Genomic DNA, 18,368 nt, shown 5'->3' with positions numbered 1-18,368 from the left:
AAAAGCCGGAAATCGGGAGTTAGGATTCTGGCCTTTGATCTTTAATTTCCTCCAATGCTTTACATAACAACCTGTTCTCTTCTGGAGTGCCAACTCCTATACGAAGACAATTAAAAAGAGGACCAGGCTTACTTAAGTTACGAACTAAGATGTCTCGCTTTATCAACTCTTGATGGAGAAATGCAGCGTCCATTTTAGTTCTAACTAAAATAAAATTGGCGTCGGATGGAAAAGGGTTCAGATAAGAAAAACCCCGTAAGATCTGGTAAAGCCTTTCCCTCTCCTGGATAAGTTGCATAACCTGCCGATCCAGATAGGTACGATTTTCCAAAATTAATTTGGCAGCGGCTTGTGAAAAAAGATTTAAATTGAAGGGAAGCCGGACCTTGTTGAATTGCCGAACCATCTTCTCATGGGCGATGAGGAACCCAACCCGTAATCCCGCAGCACCAATTTTAGAAAAAGTCCTCAAAATAATAAGATTCTCATAGTCAGACAAAAGAGGGAGAAAGGTTTTTTTGGAAAAATCAAAATAGGCTTCATCTATGACGACAACTCCCTGGGAAGCCTCGAGAATTTTTAATATTTTCTCCCGGGAGAAGCTATTTCCGGTAGGATTATTCGGATAACTCAAGAAGGTAATCCGGGGCTGATCGGAATCGATTCGTGCCAGCATTTTCTCTAAATTCAAATCAAAATCCGCTTCCAGAGGAATTTCTATGGGTTTCTGACCCAAGATCTGAGCCAAGATTTTATACATGGCAAAGGTAGGAGTGGGAATAAGAACACGACCCGAGTCCCCACCACATACCAGAAGTATCATCTGAATCAATTCATCAGAGCCGTTTCCCACCAAAATCATATCAGAATTTACGGAATTTTTCGAATCAGATAACCTTTCGGCTAAAACAGCCCTTAGTTCCCTTGCAGAAGGATCTGGATATCTGTTAAAAGGCAAGTTCTCTATGAGAGAAGCCATTTCTTTCCGAAGTTCAAGGGGAAAAGGAAAGGAATTTTCATTGGCATCCAATTTGATCTTACAAATCTCCTCTTCTGCATGATATGCCTCCAGGGCGATGATTTCACTCCGAATTAGATCATGTAATCTTCCCATGGGTTTTCTCAGTTAGAAGATACTTTCAAGATCTTTATTAAAAGGCGTAGTTGACATTATTACCATCTACTCTTATAATAAGAAGTTACCCTAGTCAAATAACATCTGCCCTTGAACCTGTCAAGGGATAAAATTTTAAGTTTTGGTCAGAAGCACAAAATGTAAAACTTAAAAGGTAGATTATTCTGCCTTTAGAGTTTACGTTTTGTGTTTTACCGATGCGAATTATATTATTTACGGGCAAAGGTGGCGTAGGAAAAACGAGTATCTCGGCAGCTTCCGCTTTGAGATCGGCCCAGGTGGGCCATAAAACCCTGGTGATGTCTTTAGATGCGGCCCATAGCCTTTCAGATTCCTTTGACTTAGACCAAAGGCTCCTGGATCATAAAAAGGGAGCTTTGATCCAGCTTGAGGAGAAACTGTGGTTGCAAGAAGTTGATGTACAGGAAGAAATTCAAAGGCATTGGGGAGAAGTTTATAAATACCTTGCCATGTTATTAAACACTTCTGGCTTAGATGAAATCCTGGCCGAAGAATTGGCGATTCTTCCCGGCATGGAAGAAGTCAGCTCTCTGCTTTACATCAATCAATACACCAGAGAAAAAGCATTTGATGTCATCATGCTAGACTGCGCCCCAACTGGAGAATCTTTGAGATTTATCAGTCTCCCCACGACCCTGGAATGGTATATGCGGAAAGTTTTTAAGGTTGAAAAAAATCTCATGAAGGTCATGCGACCGGTCATGTCAACCCTGTATTCTGTTCCATTGCCGGATGATAGCTATTTTGAATCTATTCAGTCTCTGTATGACAAATTAGAGGGAGTAGATAAATTACTGAATGATCCGGCTATCACAACGGTTCGTTTGATAACCAATCCTGAAAAAATCATCATCAAAGAGACCCAACGGGCTTTCATGTACTTTTGTCTCTATGGGCTTTGTATCGATGCCATTGTGGTCAATCGAATTCTACCCCCTCAGGTCTCCGACGAATACTTTACCCATTGGATGAATACCCAGGACCGCCACCTGAGTCAGTTAGAGGAGTATTTTACGCCCGTTCCCATCTGGAAGGTTAACCTTTTTAAAGATGAAATTGTAGGTAAGGAAGATCTGGTCCATCTGGCAGAAGCTCTGTATGCCGATAAAGATCCAACTCAGGTTTTCTATGCCGAGAGCCCTTATAAATTTCTAAAAGAGAACCGGCACTATCAAGTTCAGATTAAACTTCCTTTCGTCTCTAAAGCCGATATCGATTTAAGTAAAAGCGCCGATGAGCTTATTATTCGTATTGGAAATTTTAAGAAAAATATGGTTCTCCCCAGACGGATTGCCGGTGCGAAACCCTCTGGAGCCAGAGTTGAAGGAAATACTTTAACGGTCTTTTTTGAAACCCTGGAAGAATAGGAGTCAAAAGTCGGGGACCAGCAGAAAGGTCTGATTCCTGATTTTTGACTTCCGATGCCTGGATGTGTATCCTTTGCCAATTATCCGGTCTTCTCTTACAAGTATTGGGACGAAATTCGGAGTTTTCAATCCATATGAGAAAGGCAGAAATCGAAATTCTGGAGGGTATCAAAGCACTTATCGAAAAAAGGATTCAAGACCTTCAACGGGAAATTCAAAAGAAAGACTTTACGAAAATCACAATCCAGGAATAATCCCCATTTACCTGCCTGGACTAAACAGGAACCTTTCCAGAACTTCCAAGTTACCGTCCTACCCACAAGAAATATCGGCTCCCTTCTAGGGAGATATCGATTATTTCCTTCCTGCACATAATCTGGAGAGCCTTATCAGATTGGGAAAGTTTATTAGACCTTTACGTTGGCTTCCAGAACAGCGAATCAACAACTTTGGTTTATTGTCTAAACTCCCGAGGAGGTTTATGGGATAGATCAGTTTCTGGATTTGTACGGGCGGAAGGCCTTCCGCCCCTACTACAATTTTGGCTCCTTAGGTTCCGGATGAACCTGTGATCCTTGAGGTTGGATAACAGAGTTTTGGATTTTTTGCCCTTTCTGCACATGTTCCATTAGATTCTTTTCCACCTGTTCAACGAGTCTAGCAATCCCAGCTTCACCTTTAGCAAGGTGATACTTTTCTGCAAAATGGATCATTATACCCTTAAGGATTCCGATGAAACTCTCCAGAACTCCTTTTCCTTCGATGGCTACCGATTCAAAGGAAGGTACATTTCTAAAATTGAGTTTCTTCTCTAAGGTTTCAACCGATAAAATATCCGGTAAATCTCGTTTATTATATTGTAAAACCAGGGGAATTTCATGGATATTGATTGAATTTACGGCCAGGTTCTCGATCAAATTCTGAAAGCTTTCTATGTTATCGTTATAGCGGCTTACCCCAGAGTCTGCAACAAATACAATCCCATCGGCTCCCGTTAAAACCATACGTCGTGTAGAGTTATATTTTACCTGACCTGGAACCGTATAAACCTTCAAACGAAGTTCTATTCCCTTCCTTATTCCCAAATTAATGGGAAGTAAATCAAAAAATAAGGTTCGATCTGCCTCTGTTTCCAGGGAGAATAAATTACCGCGACTGGTGGGATCCAGGATTTTATGAAGGACTTGCAAATTCGTCGTTTTACCACCCAGGGAAGGTCCATAGTAAACAAGTTTTGCTATAATTTCCTTTGTGCTATAATTAAACTGTGCCATAGTTGCATCCTGCAGGCTAAGGATTGGTGAAGTTTTGTGAGTTATCAGGTCGTTTATTTATAAAATTTTTACTCTATTTCTGTACTTCTTCTGGACTTTACCAAATAAACTTGCAATTTTTAGACCTGGAAGATTTCTTCAAGGATTGCTCTCGCACTGTATAAAAGTGACGGGGTATTGTCAAGGGTTTTTCCATCAGGGGCCTCATTCCAGCTCTGGGCGATCAGATCCGGAATTTGGTACTGTCTCAGGATAAATATCCTGATGCAATGACGAGAAAAGAACCTGGAACAAACTATCTGGAAAGGGAGGGGTGTAAAGCCATGGGAGCGCTCCTTCCCAACTATCTCTCAGATGACCTGTCCGTCCATTGCAACAACCCTTCAAGGGGGTTATATTAAATTAGGTCATAGCAGAAGGAGATAGCCTAAATTATAAACCTTTATGACAATTTTTGGACGGTCCGAGAAGGGCGGGTTTGAAACCCGCTTCTATATTCTTGCGAAAACGATAGAAGAAGTCTTTCGGTTATTTAGGACCGTTTACAGATCAAAAAACGAGGTTTTGATTTTTGCGTAAATACTTAAAAAAAATTTCATTGGCTTTCCTCTCCGGTATCCTCCTGGTGCTTATATTTCCTAAGTTTAACCTGGAGTTACTCGCCTGGATTGCTTTAATTCCTCTTTTGTACGCTATCCAGGAAGAGAGCTTGAAAAACACGTTTTGGTTGGGATGGCTAGCCGGAGTAACTTATTATTTAGGATCTTTATACTGGATTACCGTGACCATGGTCCGGTATGGAGGGATTAATCTTCCTTCCAGTATAGGGATCTTGCTATTGCTGGCCGTATATCTGGCCCTTTATGTAGGCCTTTTTACCTTGATCATCCAATACCTACAGGGAAAAAAAGCCGGAATGAATTCTTTTCTCCTTCGATGGCCGCTAGGCCGGGCAGGTTCAAGGCAGGGTTTGATATCGACCCTTCCCATAGCTATCTCCGCTCCGATAGTCTGGACTGCTCTGGAGTATATTCGATCCTTTTTCTTTATTGGATTTCCCTGGAATAACCTGGGGTATTCTCAATTTCTCATGAGTCCTGTGGTACAGATTGCCGAGTTTACCGGGGTATACGGGGTTTCGTTTTTGATCGTTCTTATAAACGTAACGCTTTATACCCTCTTTTTCTCCCAGGAGTCTCAAGTTTTTAAAGGAAAGCTCCTTGTATTTAGCTCTCTGGGTTTGATTCTAACTCTGAGCTATGGTTTTTATGTGTTAGCCCATCCTGGAGTTTCTAAAGAGGCTCTTACGGCTACTGTGGTACAGGGGAATATTGATCAGGGTATTAAATGGAATCCTCGCTATCAGGAGCAGGTTTTTGAAACCTATGAAAGGCTTTCTCTACAGTCACTATCTCAAAAACCGGATTTAATAGTCTGGCCTGAAACTGCGGTTCCTTTTTTCTTTAATTTTGATCCCCCCAGGCGGGAAGAATTAATCCGACTGGTTCGGGAAATGAAAGTCCATTTAGTTTTTGGGGGCATAGATGCCAGGCCAGGTCGTAGGGGTCAAGACTACGTTTATTTAAACAGCGCTTTTTTCTTATCTCCAGAGGGAAAACTCTTAGATAAATACGATAAGATCGAGCTGGTCCCCTTTGGGGAATATGTACCTTATCAAAAGGTTTTTTTCTTCGTAGATAAAATCACTAAGGCCGTGGGAGAGTTGGAACCTGGAAGAGAGTATAAGGTTATGGCGTTGGGAAATCACAAGTTTGGCGTGGTTATTTGTTTTGAAGTAATTTTTCCAAATCTGGTAAGGAAATTTATTGACAGAGGAGCTAATTTTATGGTTAATATAACCAACGATGCCTGGTTTGGCCGAACGGCAGGTCCTTATCAACATATGGCGATGGTGACCTTCCGTTCCATTGAGAATCGGATTCCTATAATTCGGGCCGCAAATACAGGCATATCCAGCTTTGTAGATCCCTATGGTCGTATTATAGCCAGTACCGATCTTTTTGTAGAAACTGCCTTAACGCATAACATCTTCCCAGGTAACTCTAGGACTTTCTATACCCGATTCGGAGATATTTTTGCTTATATCTGCTTGGGTCTATTTTTTGGGTTTCTGGGTAGCAACTATTTTGCCACCCGGACACAAAGATTTGAAGATAGAAGATCGAAGTAGAGGGTTGAAGAGAGTTAAATAGGCTTTAATCTTCCGCTTTCCATCTTAATCTCTTGCTGTCTGGATGGCAAAAATATTACTTAAAAGTAACTATGGAGTTGAAGGTAGAAGAACTTAGAGAGAAGTTTTCAAAATTGGTTGAAAAATTGACTTTTATTCGGGACTGTCTTTGACATTTCAGGGAAAGAACGGCAAATTGCCGAACTAGAGAAGAAAATGATTGAATCGGGTTTCTGGGACGATAATGAAAAAGCCCAAAAAGTGCTTCAAGAGCACAAATCTTTACAGAAAACCTTAGAGACCTGGAAGGAGTTGGTCCAACAGCGGGACGATTTAGAGGTCTTGTTGGAGTTGGCCGAAGAGGATACTTCGATTCTGCCCGAAATTGAGGAGCGACTAAACACGTTGGCCCGAGAGTTATCGGCCATAGAATTCCAGCAGATGTTCAGTGGAGAACATGACAAAAGTAATGCCATTCTATCCATTAACTCTGGGGCCGGGGGCACGGAATCTCAAGACTGGGCACAGATACTGATGCGAATGTATCTGCGCTGGTGCGAACGAAAGGGGTTCGAAGCAAAAATTGTAGATATCTTACCGGGTGAAGAAGCCGGAATCAAGAATGCAACCATCACGGTTAATGGAGACTACGCCTATGGATATCTCAAGTCCGAGAGTGGAGTTCATCGCCTCATTCGCCTCTCTCCTTTTGATGCCAATCATCGTAGACATACTTCCTTTGCCTCTGTATTTGTATTTCCTGAGATAGATGAAACCATTAACTTAAATATTAGGGAGGAAGATCTTCGCATAGACACGTATCGATCCAGTGGAGCGGGGGGACAGCATGTGAATGTGACAGATTCGGCGGTTCGCATTACGCATCTTCCGACAGGTATTGTGGTCCAATGTCAGAATGAAAGATCCCAGCATAGAAATCGAGAGATGGCCATGAAAATTTTAAAGGCCCGTCTATATGAAATCTATGAACAAGAACGAAAAGAAGAACTGGAAAAGATTCAGGGTGAAAAGAAAAAAATAGCCTGGGGGAGCCAGATTCGCTCCTATGTGCTTCATCCTTATCAACTGGTAAAGGACCATCGAACCAATCTGGAAACAAGCAATGTGCAAGGGGTCCTGGATGGGGAAATCGATGAGTTTATTAAGGCTTATCTATTGAACAATTAGCAATGAATCATGAACAATGACGAAATCGGCTAATGGATCATTGGACATTGGTCATTGTTTTTGAAAATGTCTGAGGTTAGCGATCAGATTTTACAACGGCGGAAAAAGCTAGAAGAGTTAAGAGCATCGGGAATTAATCCCTATGTAAACAAATTTACTATCTCCCATTGGGTTTCTCAAATTGTCCAAAGTTATGGAAATCTCTCTGGAAGTGAACTGGAATCCATTCCGGAGATCATTACCGCCGGGCGGATCATGTCTTTACGAATCCATGGAAAGAACACCTTTGCCCATATCCGAAGTGGAGAGGCCCAGATCCAGATTTATGTTCGTACCGACAGGATAGGTCCAGAAGCTTACGAGCGCTTTACTACCTTCGATATCGGAGATTTTATTGGAGTTCGAGGAACCCTTTTTCGTACCAAAACCGGAGAGCTGACCATCCTGGTTTCGGAAGTGAAACTTCTTTCTAAATCCCTTCGCCCCCTTCCCGAGAAGTGGCATGGATTGAGAGATGTAGAGCTAAGATATCGGCAACGGTATGTGGATTTAATTGCCAATCCGGAAGTCCGGGAAATTTTTAAAAAACGAACTGCGATTATTCAAGCCCTACGGACCTTTCTGAATGAGAGGGGATTTTTGGAAGTAGAAACCCCCATGATGCATCCCATTGCCGGAGGGGCTGCAGCCCGGCCTTTTGTAACCCATCATAATGCCCTAAACATGGATCTTTATCTCCGTATTGCGCCAGAACTCTACTTAAAACGGTTGGTTGTAGGAGGTTTTGAGAGGGTTTATGAAATCAACCGTAACTTTCGTAACGAGGGCATTTCTACCGAACATAACCCCGAGTTTACCATGCTGGAGTTTTATATGGCCTATGCAGACTATCGAGATCTCATGAAATTTTCAGAGGAGATGTTGAACTATGTAGCGGAAAAGGTTTTAGGTTCTAACCAGTTGGTTTACCAGGGTCAACCCATTAACCTCTCTCCCCCATGGACCGTGTTATCCCTTAAAGAAGCCATCGCTCAACATTATGATGGAATTTCAATCCAAGATTTAGAAAATGAAGAAAAAATAAAAGAGATTGCCCAAAAACTGGGTATTCCCACGACAAAGATGACCCCGGCCAAACTCTTACTGAAAATATTTGATGTGGTCGTACAGCCCAGGTTGATTCAACCTACCTTTATCATCGATTTTCCTATAGAAGTTTCACCCTTATCCAAGGCTAAAGAAGATAACCCGGAAGTCGCGGAGCGGTTTGAGCTATTTATCGCAGGGAAGGAAGTGGCCAATGCATTTACCGAGCTGAATGACCCCATTGATCAGCGGGAACGGTTTGAACGGCAGGTTCGAGAGAGAGAGGCCGGAGACGAGGAAGCCCATCGAATGGATGAAGATTATATCCGGGCCCTTGAATACGGAATGCCCCCAACCGCCGGAGAGGGCGTAGGGGTTGATCGTCTGGTCATGTTACTGACCAATTCGGGTTCTATCCGGGAGGTTATTCTCTTCCCCTTGCTAAAGCAGGAAACCTGATCCTACCAATCAGCGGGTTACAGCGGGCAAGGGATAAGAGGTGGCAAACAACAAATCTTGGACAATCAGCAACAGATCATCGATACCAGACTTCGAGAAAAATTAGAAAAATATAAAAAATCCAGGAAAAGGAGAATCCTGGCAGGTTCTTATGAACTGTTCATCGGGATCCGTTATTTAAAAGCCAGGCGGAAGCAAATGTTTATTTCCCTGACCAGCATCATTTCCATCGGTGGCGTTATGCTGGGGGTTATGGCATTGATTATCGTTTTGGCGGTCATGACCGGGTTTGAGGACGATTTGAGAAATAAGATCCTGGGGACTAACTCCCATGCGGTGATTCTCAAGCGGAGCAATACCGGCATGGAAAACTATGCAGAGGTTATCGAGAAAGTAAAAACAGTACCGGATGTTAAGGCTGCCGCTCCTTTTATTTTCAGCCAGGTTATGATCAATTCTGATACCAATGTAGCCGGTGTGGTCATTCGGGGGATAGATCCAGATTCTGAATCTGGTGTAACCGATCTGGCTAAAAATATGATCGAAGGCTCCCTGAGTCTGTTAAAGGAGCAGTATGATAATCCAGAATCTGAAACGGGACCTAAAAGAGACGCTATTATCATCGGTCTTGAACTGGCCAGGTTATTAGGCGTGATTGTGGGAGATAATGTTACCGTGGTTTCTCCGACCGGAACCCAACTCCCCTCAGGGCCTGTTCCTAAATTAAAAAAATTTCGTGTGGTTGGGATTTTTTACTCGGGAATGTTCGAGTATGATTCAAGTTTGGTTTATATTTCCTTGACAGCCGCCCAGAAGTTCTTTAATATGAAGGATTCTGTAACCGGTGTGGAAATTAAAGTCAGTGACATCTACGAAGCTCCTCGTATTGCAGATCAAATTCAGGAGGTTCTGGGGGCCGGATATGTGGTCCGGGATTGGGCCGAAATGAATCGGAATCTTTTCTCGGCCCTTAAGTTAGAGAAAATCGCCATGTTCATTATCCTGGTTTTGATCGTCCTGGTGGCAGCGTTTAATATAGCCAGTACTCTCATTATGATGGTTATGGAAAAAAATAAAGATATTGCTATCTTAAAATCTATGGGAGCTACTTCGAAGAGTATTATGAAAATTTTTGTAACAGAAGGACTTACCATTGGGTTCGTTGGAACGCTCCTGGGATGCATTTTTGGTTTTTTGATCTGTTGGATAGCAGATACCTATAAACTGATTAAATTGCAAGGGGATGTTTATTACCTGGATCATCTTCCTTTTAAAATGACGGCGTTGGATTTTGTTTTGGTAGCTACCATGTCGATTTTGATCTGTCTTTTAGCTACGGTTTATCCAGCCTGGCAGGCTTCAAAATTAGATCCGGTAGTAGCCCTGAGATACGAATGAGAAGAGTTTCTCCTAAAGGCGCAAAGATCGTCAGATCTTTTATTCTTTGCATAGGCTTTAAGAGATTCAAGGCGGACTTTGTGCCTTTATGAGGAAAAAGTAGTTGAATACGATTATTGTTGAAACTAGAAACTTACATAAATCCTTTGAAACGGGTTCTGAGATCCTGCATGTCCTGAAAGGCGTAGATTTAAAAATAACCCAGGGAGAGATGGTAGCTATTGTAGGTAACTCAGGGGCTGGGAAAAGTACGCTGCTCCATATTTTAGGAGCTTTAGACCGACCCACCTCCGGGGAGGTTCTTTATAGAGGATTCGATATTTTTAGCCTCTCCGAGGAGCAACTGGCCGAGTTCCGGAATAAGAATATCGGATTTGTCTTTCAGTTTCATCACCTGTTACCCGAATTTAATACGCTGGAGAATGTCATGATGCCCCTCCTTATTCGTGGAACTACCCCTGATCTTGCAGCCGAAAAAGCTTTTAAACTTTTATCGGAAGTGGGTTTGGAAGATAGGCTGGAGCATAAACCGGGGGAACTTTCCGGAGGAGAACAACAAAGAGTGGCGATAGCCAGAGCCATCGTTACCGAACCGATGATCGTTTTAGCCGATGAACCCACCGGAAACTTAGACATGAAAACGGCGTCTTTGGTTGGGGAACTCCTTAAATATTTAAACGAAGAGAAAGGGATCTCATTTGTTATTGTAACGCACAATGAAAAGTTAGCTAAACTGGCTCAAAGGGTTATTAAACTTATTGATGGAACCATAGGAAACTAGAAGCTAAGGGATAAAATAGTCTGATTTTAGACCCCTAACTTCGAGCCTCTACCCCTTTAAAAGAACATGTTATGTGAAAATTGCCAGAAAAATCTGGCCGGTTTATTTATTAAAACCTTTTTGGAGGAAGAGGTTGAAGAAATTAAATTATGTTATGGATGTGCTAAGGAGATCGGTTTATTGGAAGGTTCCTCCTCCAAGGACTCTCCTTCTATCACGCTATGGATGGTAGGACTCAAGACTCCTCTTCAAGAGAACGTTGCTTCAAGAAGATGTCTCAACTGCGGATTATCTTTGGCGAAGTTCGTTGAGGCTCATAAATTTGGATGTAGTGAATGCTATATCATATTTGCAGAATATCTGGATGATTTGTTTCTAAGGCTTCAGGGGACTACGCAGCACGTAGAGGAAGATTTACGCCTTCTCAAAGCAGAAGATACCTTGATTTCATCCCAATTAGTACGATTATATAAAAAACTTAAGGAAGCCGTTAAAGGCGAAAATTATGAAGAAGCCGCGAAGCTAAGGGATAAGATTTTAAGTTTAAAGAACACAGCCAGATCATCGTAAGTAAGAACTTTAGTTGTTGCTACAACAACTAAAATGAGGAGCACAAAGAGGCACCTTTTGCAAACAAATCGTTATTCTTCCATTATCCAAGAATTCGAGACCTGGATTAAGGAATCGGCTCCTAAATCTAAGTATGTAGTCAGCTCTCGAGTGCGATTAGCTCGGAACCTATCTCTATATCCTTTTCCTCAAATAGCCCATCGGAAAGATCTAAAAAAAGTAGCCGAGCTTATCCTGGAAGCTATTCATCAGAGCCGAACGCTAAAGAATTACGTAATTTTTCCAATGGAACACCTCTCAGAAGTAGATCGCCAGCTTTTAAGGGAGAAACATCTCATCAGTTTTCAACAATCCCTGGGAGAAGAAGCCAGATGGGCGGTCATTACTAGGGATGATTTAACCTCCTTGATGATCAATGAGGAAGATCATCTTCGCCTCCAAAATATCCAGTACGGCTTCCAATTGAGAGCAAGCTGGCAGAGGGTTAAGGCCATTGATTTGGAACTCCAAAGCCTTCTGGACTTTGCTTATGATGAAAAATGGGGATTTCTAACCGCCTGTCCTACCAATACAGGAACCGGAATGCGGGCTTCTGTTATGATGTTTCTGCCAGGGCTTGTACTTTCCCGTAAGATCAAAAAAGTTCTCAAGGAATTAACAAATTTCGGTTTTGCAGTCCGGGGAACTTATGGAGAAGGTAGTGAGGCCAGGGGGTATCTTTTTCAGATTTCAAACCAAATCACTTTAGGTCGAACAGAAAGTGAAATCCTAAAGACCCTTGAAAAAACCTCTCAAATCATAGCTATGCGAGAAAGATTCGCTCGTCGATATCTTCTGGAAAAATCCGGAAGGGAGTTAGAGGCTAAAATTATCCTGGCCGTTCGAGACCTGAAAGAGCGTAAAAAACTGAGTTTAAGCGAAAGCCTCCATGCTCTATCTCTGGTCCGTTTAGGGATTTGCTTAAAAATTGTAGGGGGAATTTCCTTATCGACCATTGACGAGCTTTTCATTCTTGTACAGCCCGCCCATATTATCACGTATAAGCTTTTTAAGAAAAAGCAAAGTTCAGAGGTTGCTCGTGCAGATTTGATCCGTCAGTATCTCATGGCCTGTAGTACTTAAGGAATGATGAGAGAGGAGGAGCATGGGAGAGAAGAAGTTGTTTTTCCATTCTCCCGCCTTCTTGGTCCCTCTCTCAGAGAGAATCCAACCGAATCATGACGAGAAAGTTGGTTTTACTGAGCCTTATAAGTTTTCTATATTTTTATTTCGTACCTTACAGTGGTGGGGCCGAACAACCGGTGGTAAAAAAAATTTTGATCACCGGAAATACCACCGTGGAAGAGGATACGATCCGCCATAACCTGACAACTCAAGTGGATAGTCCTTACAATCCGGACCAGATAACCCGAGATATTCAGAAGATTTATGATATCGGGCTATTTAGCGATGTGGTCGTGGATGTAGAACCCGTTGAAGGAGGGGTTCAGGTTACTTTCAAAGTAACCGAAAGACCTACCATTGGAACCGTAGAGATTAGAGGAAATGAAGAGGTGAAAAAAGAGGATCTTAAGGATGCTCTGGTGGTGAGTCCCCACGCTATTTTTGATCCGCTTAAATTAAGGGATACTGTTCAAAAGCTCAGGGATGTTTATCGCAAAAAAGGGTATTACAACGTGGAGATCAATCCCATTGTTAAACCAGATCCTAAGGATCCTGAAGAGAAGGTAAATATCACCTTTCAAATCCAAGAAGGCAAGAAACTAAGGGTCGAAAAGGTTTCCTTTGAAGGAAACAAGGCTTTCTCCGACAAACAATTAGTCGATCAGTTAGGGACAAAACCCTATGGTTTTTTCTCATTTCTTACAGGATCCGGAAAGTTCGATGAAGAGGTACTCAAAGCCGACCTGGATCGGATTGTAGCCTTTTATGCCGACCATGGATATATCGATGCCCGGGTCGTAGATTACAAATTAGATTTTCGGAATAACAAAGAAAAGCTTTTTATAAAGATCTTCGTGGATGAAGGGGAACAATTCAAAGTAGGAAAGGTAGAGATTAAAGGAAACACGGTTTTTTCTGAGCAAGAAATTCGGGAGAAAATGAAAGTCAAAGAAGGAGATATCTTTAGCCGTTCGGTTATCCGAAAGGATATCACGGCCATTTCGGATCTCTATGCCCAAAAAGGATATGTAACCCCCATTTCCGGAGATACCAAAGGAAAGCTTCAAATTACCCCTTTAACCTCTGTAGATCGAACTCAGAAGGTTGTTAATCTGACTTTGGATATTAAAGAGGGGGTTCCTCATACTTTGGGACGGATCACCATTGTTGGAAACCGAACAACCCGAGATTATGTTATCCGAAGAGAACTTCGGCTTAGAGAGGGAGAACCTTTTGACAGTGTGAAACTCAAGCGAAGCCGACAGCGTGTCATTAATTTAGGATTTTTTGATGAAGCTAAATTTGACGTCAGTGAAGGGGAAGAAGAAGATACGGTTAATCTCAATATCTATGTTAAAGAGCGGTCTACAGGATCTTTTACGGTAGGCGGAGGCTTTAGTTCTCTGGATAAGTTGGTTGCTTCCTTTGGTTTAAGTCAAAGTAATCTTTTTGGTTTAGCCCATCAGGTTAATTTTTCAGCAACAGTGGGTGGAAAATCCCAAAGATTTAATTTAAATTATACCGTCCCCAGGTTTTTGAACTCACTGTTTGTCACGGGAGTGGATGCGTTTAGCCTGAGAAGGGAGTACGATGACTTCACTTCAGATGAGCGCGGAGGGGGCCTTCGCATAGGACGACCCCTGACCGAATATATCAGTGGAACATTTCGATACAAGTATGAGAGGGTGGATATTTCCGATGTAGCTCCCACAGCCTCCTCCATCCTTTTAAACTCACAAGGCGTGACAAGGACCAGCTCTCTGGCTTTTAATATGGTTCGTAACTCCATTAACAATATCCTGAATCCTACCAAGGGGGGGAGATTAAGTGGAACCTTTGAAATAGCTGGAGGAATTTTACAGGGGGACAGTGATTTCTATAAGTTTATCACCGATAATAGTTGGTATTTCCCCGTATTGTCCTCGGATATGGCGCTACATCTCAGAGGAGAATTTGGCTTCGTAGGCCCCTACGGGAACGATAAGGAAGTTCCCATTTTTGAGCGTTTCTTTGGAGGTGGTGCCAACGATGTGCGAGGATATAGAGAAAGATCTATCGGGCCCAAGGATCAAAATGGTGATGTAATAGGTGGAAATGAAAAAGTTCTTCTCACCACCGAATTGATTGTCCCTATTATCAAAGGTCTAAAGGGGGTTCTGTTCTTTGATGCAGGAAGTACGTTTGGTTCTGATTTAGAAAACGTGACCGATGAGGATTTTGATTTACGGGCAGGAACAGGACTGGGGATAAGATTTTTTAGTCCCTTGGGACCGATCAGTCTAGACTGGGGTTACAAAGTAAACCGCAGGTCCGGGGAATCTCCTAGTGAAGTCCATTTTGGTGTCGGAAGAACATTTTGATATCTGTGGTCCGTTGTCCGTGGTCCGTCGTGGATTGTCCGGCTTAGTTAGCCTGAACAGACAAAAACAACGGACCACAGACAACGGACCACAGACAAATGGATAATGATAAGACCCTTATTTTTTAGTCTGGTTCTAACTTTACTTATTAGTTCGACCGGTATAGCTCAAACACCTGTAAAGCTCGGCTATGTGGATTTACAAAAAGTCTTGGACGAATCCATAGAAGGGAAACGTGTTAAAGATGAGATCAGCAAGGAATTTGAAGGGAAGAAGAAAGAACTTGAAAAGATGCAAGCAGACTTGAATAACCTGAAAGAGGATTACAAAAAGAGTTATAACCTCCTCAAGCCGGAGGCTAGAAAAGAAAAAGAGGATCTGATTGAAAGCAAGGAAAAAGAGCTTAAAAGAGCGGTTTCAGATTTTCGAGAGGATATTAAAAAGAAAGAACAATCTTTCAGTGATCAGATCATCAAAGAGATTGTGGAGATTGTAAAAAAACTCGGAGAGAAGCAAGGTTACACCTTGATTTTAGAAAAAAATTTTAGTTCCATTATTTATGGCGCTCAAAATGCGGACCTCACCAACGCCGTTCTCCAGGAATATAATCAAAGCAAGCAACAAACCACGAAGAGGTAGAAGAAAAACTCCAAGACGTAAAGCGTAAAACGTAATACCTGATTGATGAGATATGATATGTTAGGTATTATGTTTTATGCATTACGTACTCGATGCGTTTAAGCGACATAGCCCAATTTTTAGGGGGAGAGTTAGAAGGGGAAGGTGACCTGGAAATTAAAGGGGTCAATACCCTGGAAGAAAGTCAACCGGGGGATATTACTTTTCTTGCCAATCCTAAATACAAAGCCAAGCTCCATACTACCCGGGCGTCTGCCGTTATCGTCAATAGAGAAATTTTTACAGATCGCCTGGCCCTGATAAGGGTCGATAATCCTTATCTGGCATTTGCCAGAATTATTCCCCTATTTTCTGAAATAGAACCTCCTCCCCCTGGGATTCATCCCAGTTTCGTAACAGGTGAGGAAGTTCAGATAGGTCAGAACTGTTCGATCCTGCCCTACGTGGTAGTTGGGAATCGGGTGAAGATAGGAGACCGAACCGTCCTTTACTCTGGGGTCTATATAGGAAATGATGTTACGATTGGAAACGATGTGGTTATTTACCCCCATGTAACCATTATGCATGGGGTCCAGATCGGTAACAGGGTTATTATCCATAGTGGAGCCGTTATTGGAAGCGATGGATTTGGTTTTGTACCTCAAGCAGAGACTTACCAGAAAATCCCACAGATAGGAACCGTTCTCATCGAAGATGATGTGGAGATTGGAGCCAATGTGACTATTGATCGCGCCACTTTGGGAAAAACCCACATTCAACGAGGAGTTAAAATCGATAACCTGGTCCAAATCGCCCACAACGTTGTTATTGGGGAGAATTCTATTATTGTAGCCCAGGTTGGGATCTCTGGGAGTACCCAGGTAGGACGTAATGTTACCCTTGCAGGGCAGGTTGGGTTAGTCGGTCATATCAAAATAGGAGACTATGTCAAAATAGGCGCTCAATCTGGAGTCACGAAATCCATTCCATCCCATGCCGTTGTTTCCGGAAGTCCGGCTGTAGACCATCTTTTATGGAAAAAATCTCAAGTGAGCCTTCTTAAACTCCCCGAGTTGATTCAAAGGGTTCGTGATTTAGAGCGCAGGGTCGAGGAACTTGAAAGAGGCAAATCATAGCCAATTATCCTAATTTGCTTTTAAAGGTAGAAAAAAGAGTAGTAGGGCGGAGTTATGTTCCTGCTTCTTCGGCTGCCGTCTTTCTGGAATTCAGAATAGGCTCCAAGCGGCCCTACCGTTTTCTTCCTGCTTATCGATGCTCGATATCAAAGAAATTCAACAAATTCTTCCACACCGCTATCCGTTCCTTCTGGTAGATAAAATTGTGACTTTAGAAGAAAATAAGATTGTCGGTATTAAGAATGTAACCATTAATGAACCCTTTTTCCAGGGACATTTTCCAGGAACACCTATCATGCCAGGGGTTTTAGTTATTGAAGCTATGGCTCAAGTAGGAGCAGTCCTTTTCCTAAGGATGAACGAACATAAGAATAAATTGGCTTATTTTACCGGAATAGATAAAGCGAAATTTAGAAAACCTGTGGTACCAGGAGATCAACTGAGAATGGAACTGGAAGTTCTTAAAGTCAGTAGCCGGATCTGTAAGATGAGAGGAAAAGCTTTCGTGGATGAGACTTTGGTGGTGGAAGCGGAGTTGCTTTCAGCTCTGGTTGATAAAAAGTAAGGATTAAAAGGTAAGGTATAGGAACAAGTAGCCTAGGCGGAAAGGTGAAAGTCAGGGTCCTTGCCTTCTTAGACCTGAGACTTTTTAACCTGAGAGAGATGGATATACACAAGTTTGCTATTGTACATGAGAAAGCTAAGTTAGGAAAAAATGTTACGGTAGGACCTTTTTCTATTATCGGGGAAAATGTTAAGATAGGAGCTGGAAGCAAAATAGGCGCCCATGTTGTGATAGAGGGCTGGACGGAGATTGGAGAAAATTGTGAATTCTATACAGGTGCGGTGATCGGGGCTATCCCTCAGGATCTTAAATTCGCAGGAGAAAAAACCATTGTAAAAATCGGAAACCACTCCATTTTTCGAGAGTACGTAACCGTTAATCGAGGAACAGGAGCCGGAGGAGGACAAACCATTATCGGAGATAATTGTCTTCTAATGGCCTATACTCATATCGCCCACGACTGTATTATCGGAAATAACGTCATATTCGGTAATGCCGCTAATCTGGCCGGGCATATTGAAGTAGGGGATTTTGCCATTATCGGGGGCTTAACTGGAATTCATCAATTTGTCCGAATCGGTGCTTACTCGATTATCGGAGGATGCTCGGCGGTTACCCAGGACATTATTCCCTTTGCAAAAGCCGCCGGGAACCGTCCCAATAGACTGTATGGGTTGAATATCGTCGGATTGAAACGACATAACTTCTCTCCGGAGGCGATACGAAATCTTCAAAAAGCTTATCGAATCCTATTCCGGTCCAATTTGAATCTCTCGCAAGCCATCCTCAAAATTGAGGAAGAAATCCGGGATTCGGCTGAAGTCAATCAAATCATTAATTTTACCAAATACTCCAAACGGGGAATCTGTAAACATAAACCGGATAATGCTGAATTCGAGGAATGAGGGAAAGTAGAAAGGTATCCAGGAGAGAAAGGGAGTAGGGGCGTAAGGCCTTACGCCCCTACTCCCTTTCTCTCAATTTACCTTTAGAAGGACCGACGACAGGGGCCTATTTGCCAGACTTCCTGAGAGGATACCCCGAAAAGCCCTCTT

Annotated in this window: 15 protein-coding genes; 13 read left to right on the top strand and 2 right to left on the bottom strand. The window is 42.5% G+C overall.

Annotated elements, in window-relative coordinates; all coding sequences use genetic code 11:
- Positions 1–19: 19 nt before the first annotated feature.
- On the bottom strand, positions 20–1,114 hold the full coding sequence (gene hisC / locus VNM22_03890; protein ID HWP46283.1) for a histidinol-phosphate transaminase: 1,095 nt from the start codon (positions 1,112–1,114) through the stop codon (positions 20–22).
- A 218-nt stretch (positions 1,115–1,332) separates the two neighbouring features.
- On the opposite strand from hisC, the gene VNM22_03885 reads away from it, so the two are divergent.
- Positions 1,333–2,523 (top strand): ArsA family ATPase, encoded by a 1,191-nt coding sequence (locus VNM22_03885; protein ID HWP46282.1) that lies wholly within the window; start codon positions 1,333–1,335, stop codon positions 2,521–2,523.
- Between the two features lie 533 nt (positions 2,524–3,056).
- Here VNM22_03885 and VNM22_03880 read toward each other — a convergent pair.
- Complete coding sequence (locus VNM22_03880; protein ID HWP46281.1) at positions 3,057–3,797, bottom strand: ADP-ribosylation factor-like protein; 741 nt, start codon at positions 3,795–3,797, stop codon at positions 3,057–3,059.
- Between the two features lie 571 nt (positions 3,798–4,368).
- Here VNM22_03880 and lnt point away from each other — a divergent pair.
- The 12 genes from lnt to lpxA all read left to right on the top strand — a co-directional run bounded on the left by lnt (position 4,369) and on the right by lpxA (position 18,218).
- A complete protein-coding gene (gene lnt / locus VNM22_03875; protein HWP46280.1) occupies positions 4,369–5,988 on the top strand; it encodes an apolipoprotein N-acyltransferase in 1,620 nt (539 codons plus the stop codon).
- 174 nt (positions 5,989–6,162) lie between these two features.
- Complete coding sequence (gene prfB, locus VNM22_03870) at positions 6,163–7,176, top strand: peptide chain release factor 2 (GenBank protein HWP46279.1); 1,014 nt, start codon at positions 6,163–6,165, stop codon at positions 7,174–7,176.
- Between the two features lie 66 nt (positions 7,177–7,242).
- Positions 7,243–8,721: a lysine--tRNA ligase gene (gene lysS, locus VNM22_03865; protein HWP46278.1), complete on the top strand. Its 1,479-nt coding sequence runs from the start codon at positions 7,243–7,245 to the stop codon at positions 8,719–8,721.
- A 57-nt stretch (positions 8,722–8,778) separates the two neighbouring features.
- A complete protein-coding gene (locus VNM22_03860) occupies positions 8,779–10,119 on the top strand; it encodes a lipoprotein-releasing ABC transporter permease subunit (GenBank protein ID HWP46277.1) in 1,341 nt (446 codons plus the stop codon).
- A 103-nt stretch (positions 10,120–10,222) separates the two neighbouring features.
- Entirely contained in the window at positions 10,223–10,900 is a 678-nt protein-coding gene (locus VNM22_03855) for an ABC transporter ATP-binding protein (GenBank protein HWP46276.1), read from the top strand.
- A 66-nt stretch (positions 10,901–10,966) separates the two neighbouring features.
- Positions 10,967–11,470 (top strand): UvrB/UvrC motif-containing protein, encoded by a 504-nt coding sequence (locus VNM22_03850; protein ID HWP46275.1) that lies wholly within the window; start codon positions 10,967–10,969, stop codon positions 11,468–11,470.
- Positions 11,471–11,527: 57 nt separating this feature from the next.
- Positions 11,528–12,592 carry a hypothetical protein gene (locus VNM22_03845; protein ID HWP46274.1) on the top strand — a complete coding sequence of 355 codons (1,065 nt, stop codon included), beginning with the start codon at positions 11,528–11,530 and terminating at the stop codon, positions 12,590–12,592.
- 95 nt (positions 12,593–12,687) lie between these two features.
- Positions 12,688–14,994: an outer membrane protein assembly factor BamA gene (gene bamA, locus VNM22_03840; protein HWP46273.1), complete on the top strand. Its 2,307-nt coding sequence runs from the start codon at positions 12,688–12,690 to the stop codon at positions 14,992–14,994.
- Positions 14,995–15,099: 105 nt separating this feature from the next.
- Complete coding sequence (locus tag VNM22_03835) at positions 15,100–15,633, top strand: OmpH family outer membrane protein (GenBank protein ID HWP46272.1); 534 nt, start codon at positions 15,100–15,102, stop codon at positions 15,631–15,633.
- Between the two features lie 92 nt (positions 15,634–15,725).
- A complete protein-coding gene (lpxD, locus tag VNM22_03830) occupies positions 15,726–16,748 on the top strand; it encodes a UDP-3-O-(3-hydroxymyristoyl)glucosamine N-acyltransferase (GenBank protein HWP46271.1) in 1,023 nt (340 codons plus the stop codon).
- Positions 16,749–16,884: 136 nt separating this feature from the next.
- On the top strand, positions 16,885–17,313 hold the full coding sequence (fabZ, locus tag VNM22_03825) for a 3-hydroxyacyl-ACP dehydratase FabZ (GenBank protein ID HWP46270.1): 429 nt from the start codon (positions 16,885–16,887) through the stop codon (positions 17,311–17,313).
- Between the two features lie 98 nt (positions 17,314–17,411).
- A complete protein-coding gene (gene lpxA / locus VNM22_03820) occupies positions 17,412–18,218 on the top strand; it encodes an acyl-ACP--UDP-N-acetylglucosamine O-acyltransferase (GenBank protein ID HWP46269.1) in 807 nt (268 codons plus the stop codon).
- Positions 18,219–18,368: the final 150 nt, after the last annotated feature.

The organism is Candidatus Limnocylindrales bacterium (assembly GCA_035559535.1).
Taxonomy (GTDB): Bacteria; Moduliflexota; Moduliflexia; order Moduliflexales; family JAUQPW01; genus JAUQPW01.
Note: the sequence above shows the minus strand (reverse complement) of the source record. Positions and strands in the feature narration are given on the sequence as shown.

Coding starts and splice junctions, on each gene's coding strand:
- lpxD (HWP46271.1), top strand. CDS start 15,726: ATGCGTTTAAGCGACATAGCCCAATTTTTAGGGGGAGAGTTAGAAGGG.
- VNM22_03835 (HWP46272.1), top strand. CDS start 15,100: ATGATAAGACCCTTATTTTTTAGTCTGGTTCTAACTTTACTTATTAGT.
- bamA (HWP46273.1), top strand. CDS start 12,688: ATGACGAGAAAGTTGGTTTTACTGAGCCTTATAAGTTTTCTATATTTT.
- lysS (HWP46278.1), top strand. CDS start 7,243: ATGTCTGAGGTTAGCGATCAGATTTTACAACGGCGGAAAAAGCTAGAA.
- hisC (HWP46283.1), bottom strand. CDS start 1,114: ATGGGAAGATTACATGATCTAATTCGGAGTGAAATCATCGCCCTGGAG.
- VNM22_03885 (HWP46282.1), top strand. CDS start 1,333: ATGCGAATTATATTATTTACGGGCAAAGGTGGCGTAGGAAAAACGAGT.
- fabZ (HWP46270.1), top strand. CDS start 16,885: ATGCTCGATATCAAAGAAATTCAACAAATTCTTCCACACCGCTATCCG.
- VNM22_03850 (HWP46275.1), top strand. CDS start 10,967: ATGTTATGTGAAAATTGCCAGAAAAATCTGGCCGGTTTATTTATTAAA.
- lpxA (HWP46269.1), top strand. CDS start 17,412: ATGGATATACACAAGTTTGCTATTGTACATGAGAAAGCTAAGTTAGGA.
- VNM22_03880 (HWP46281.1), bottom strand. CDS start 3,797: ATGGCACAGTTTAATTATAGCACAAAGGAAATTATAGCAAAACTTGTT.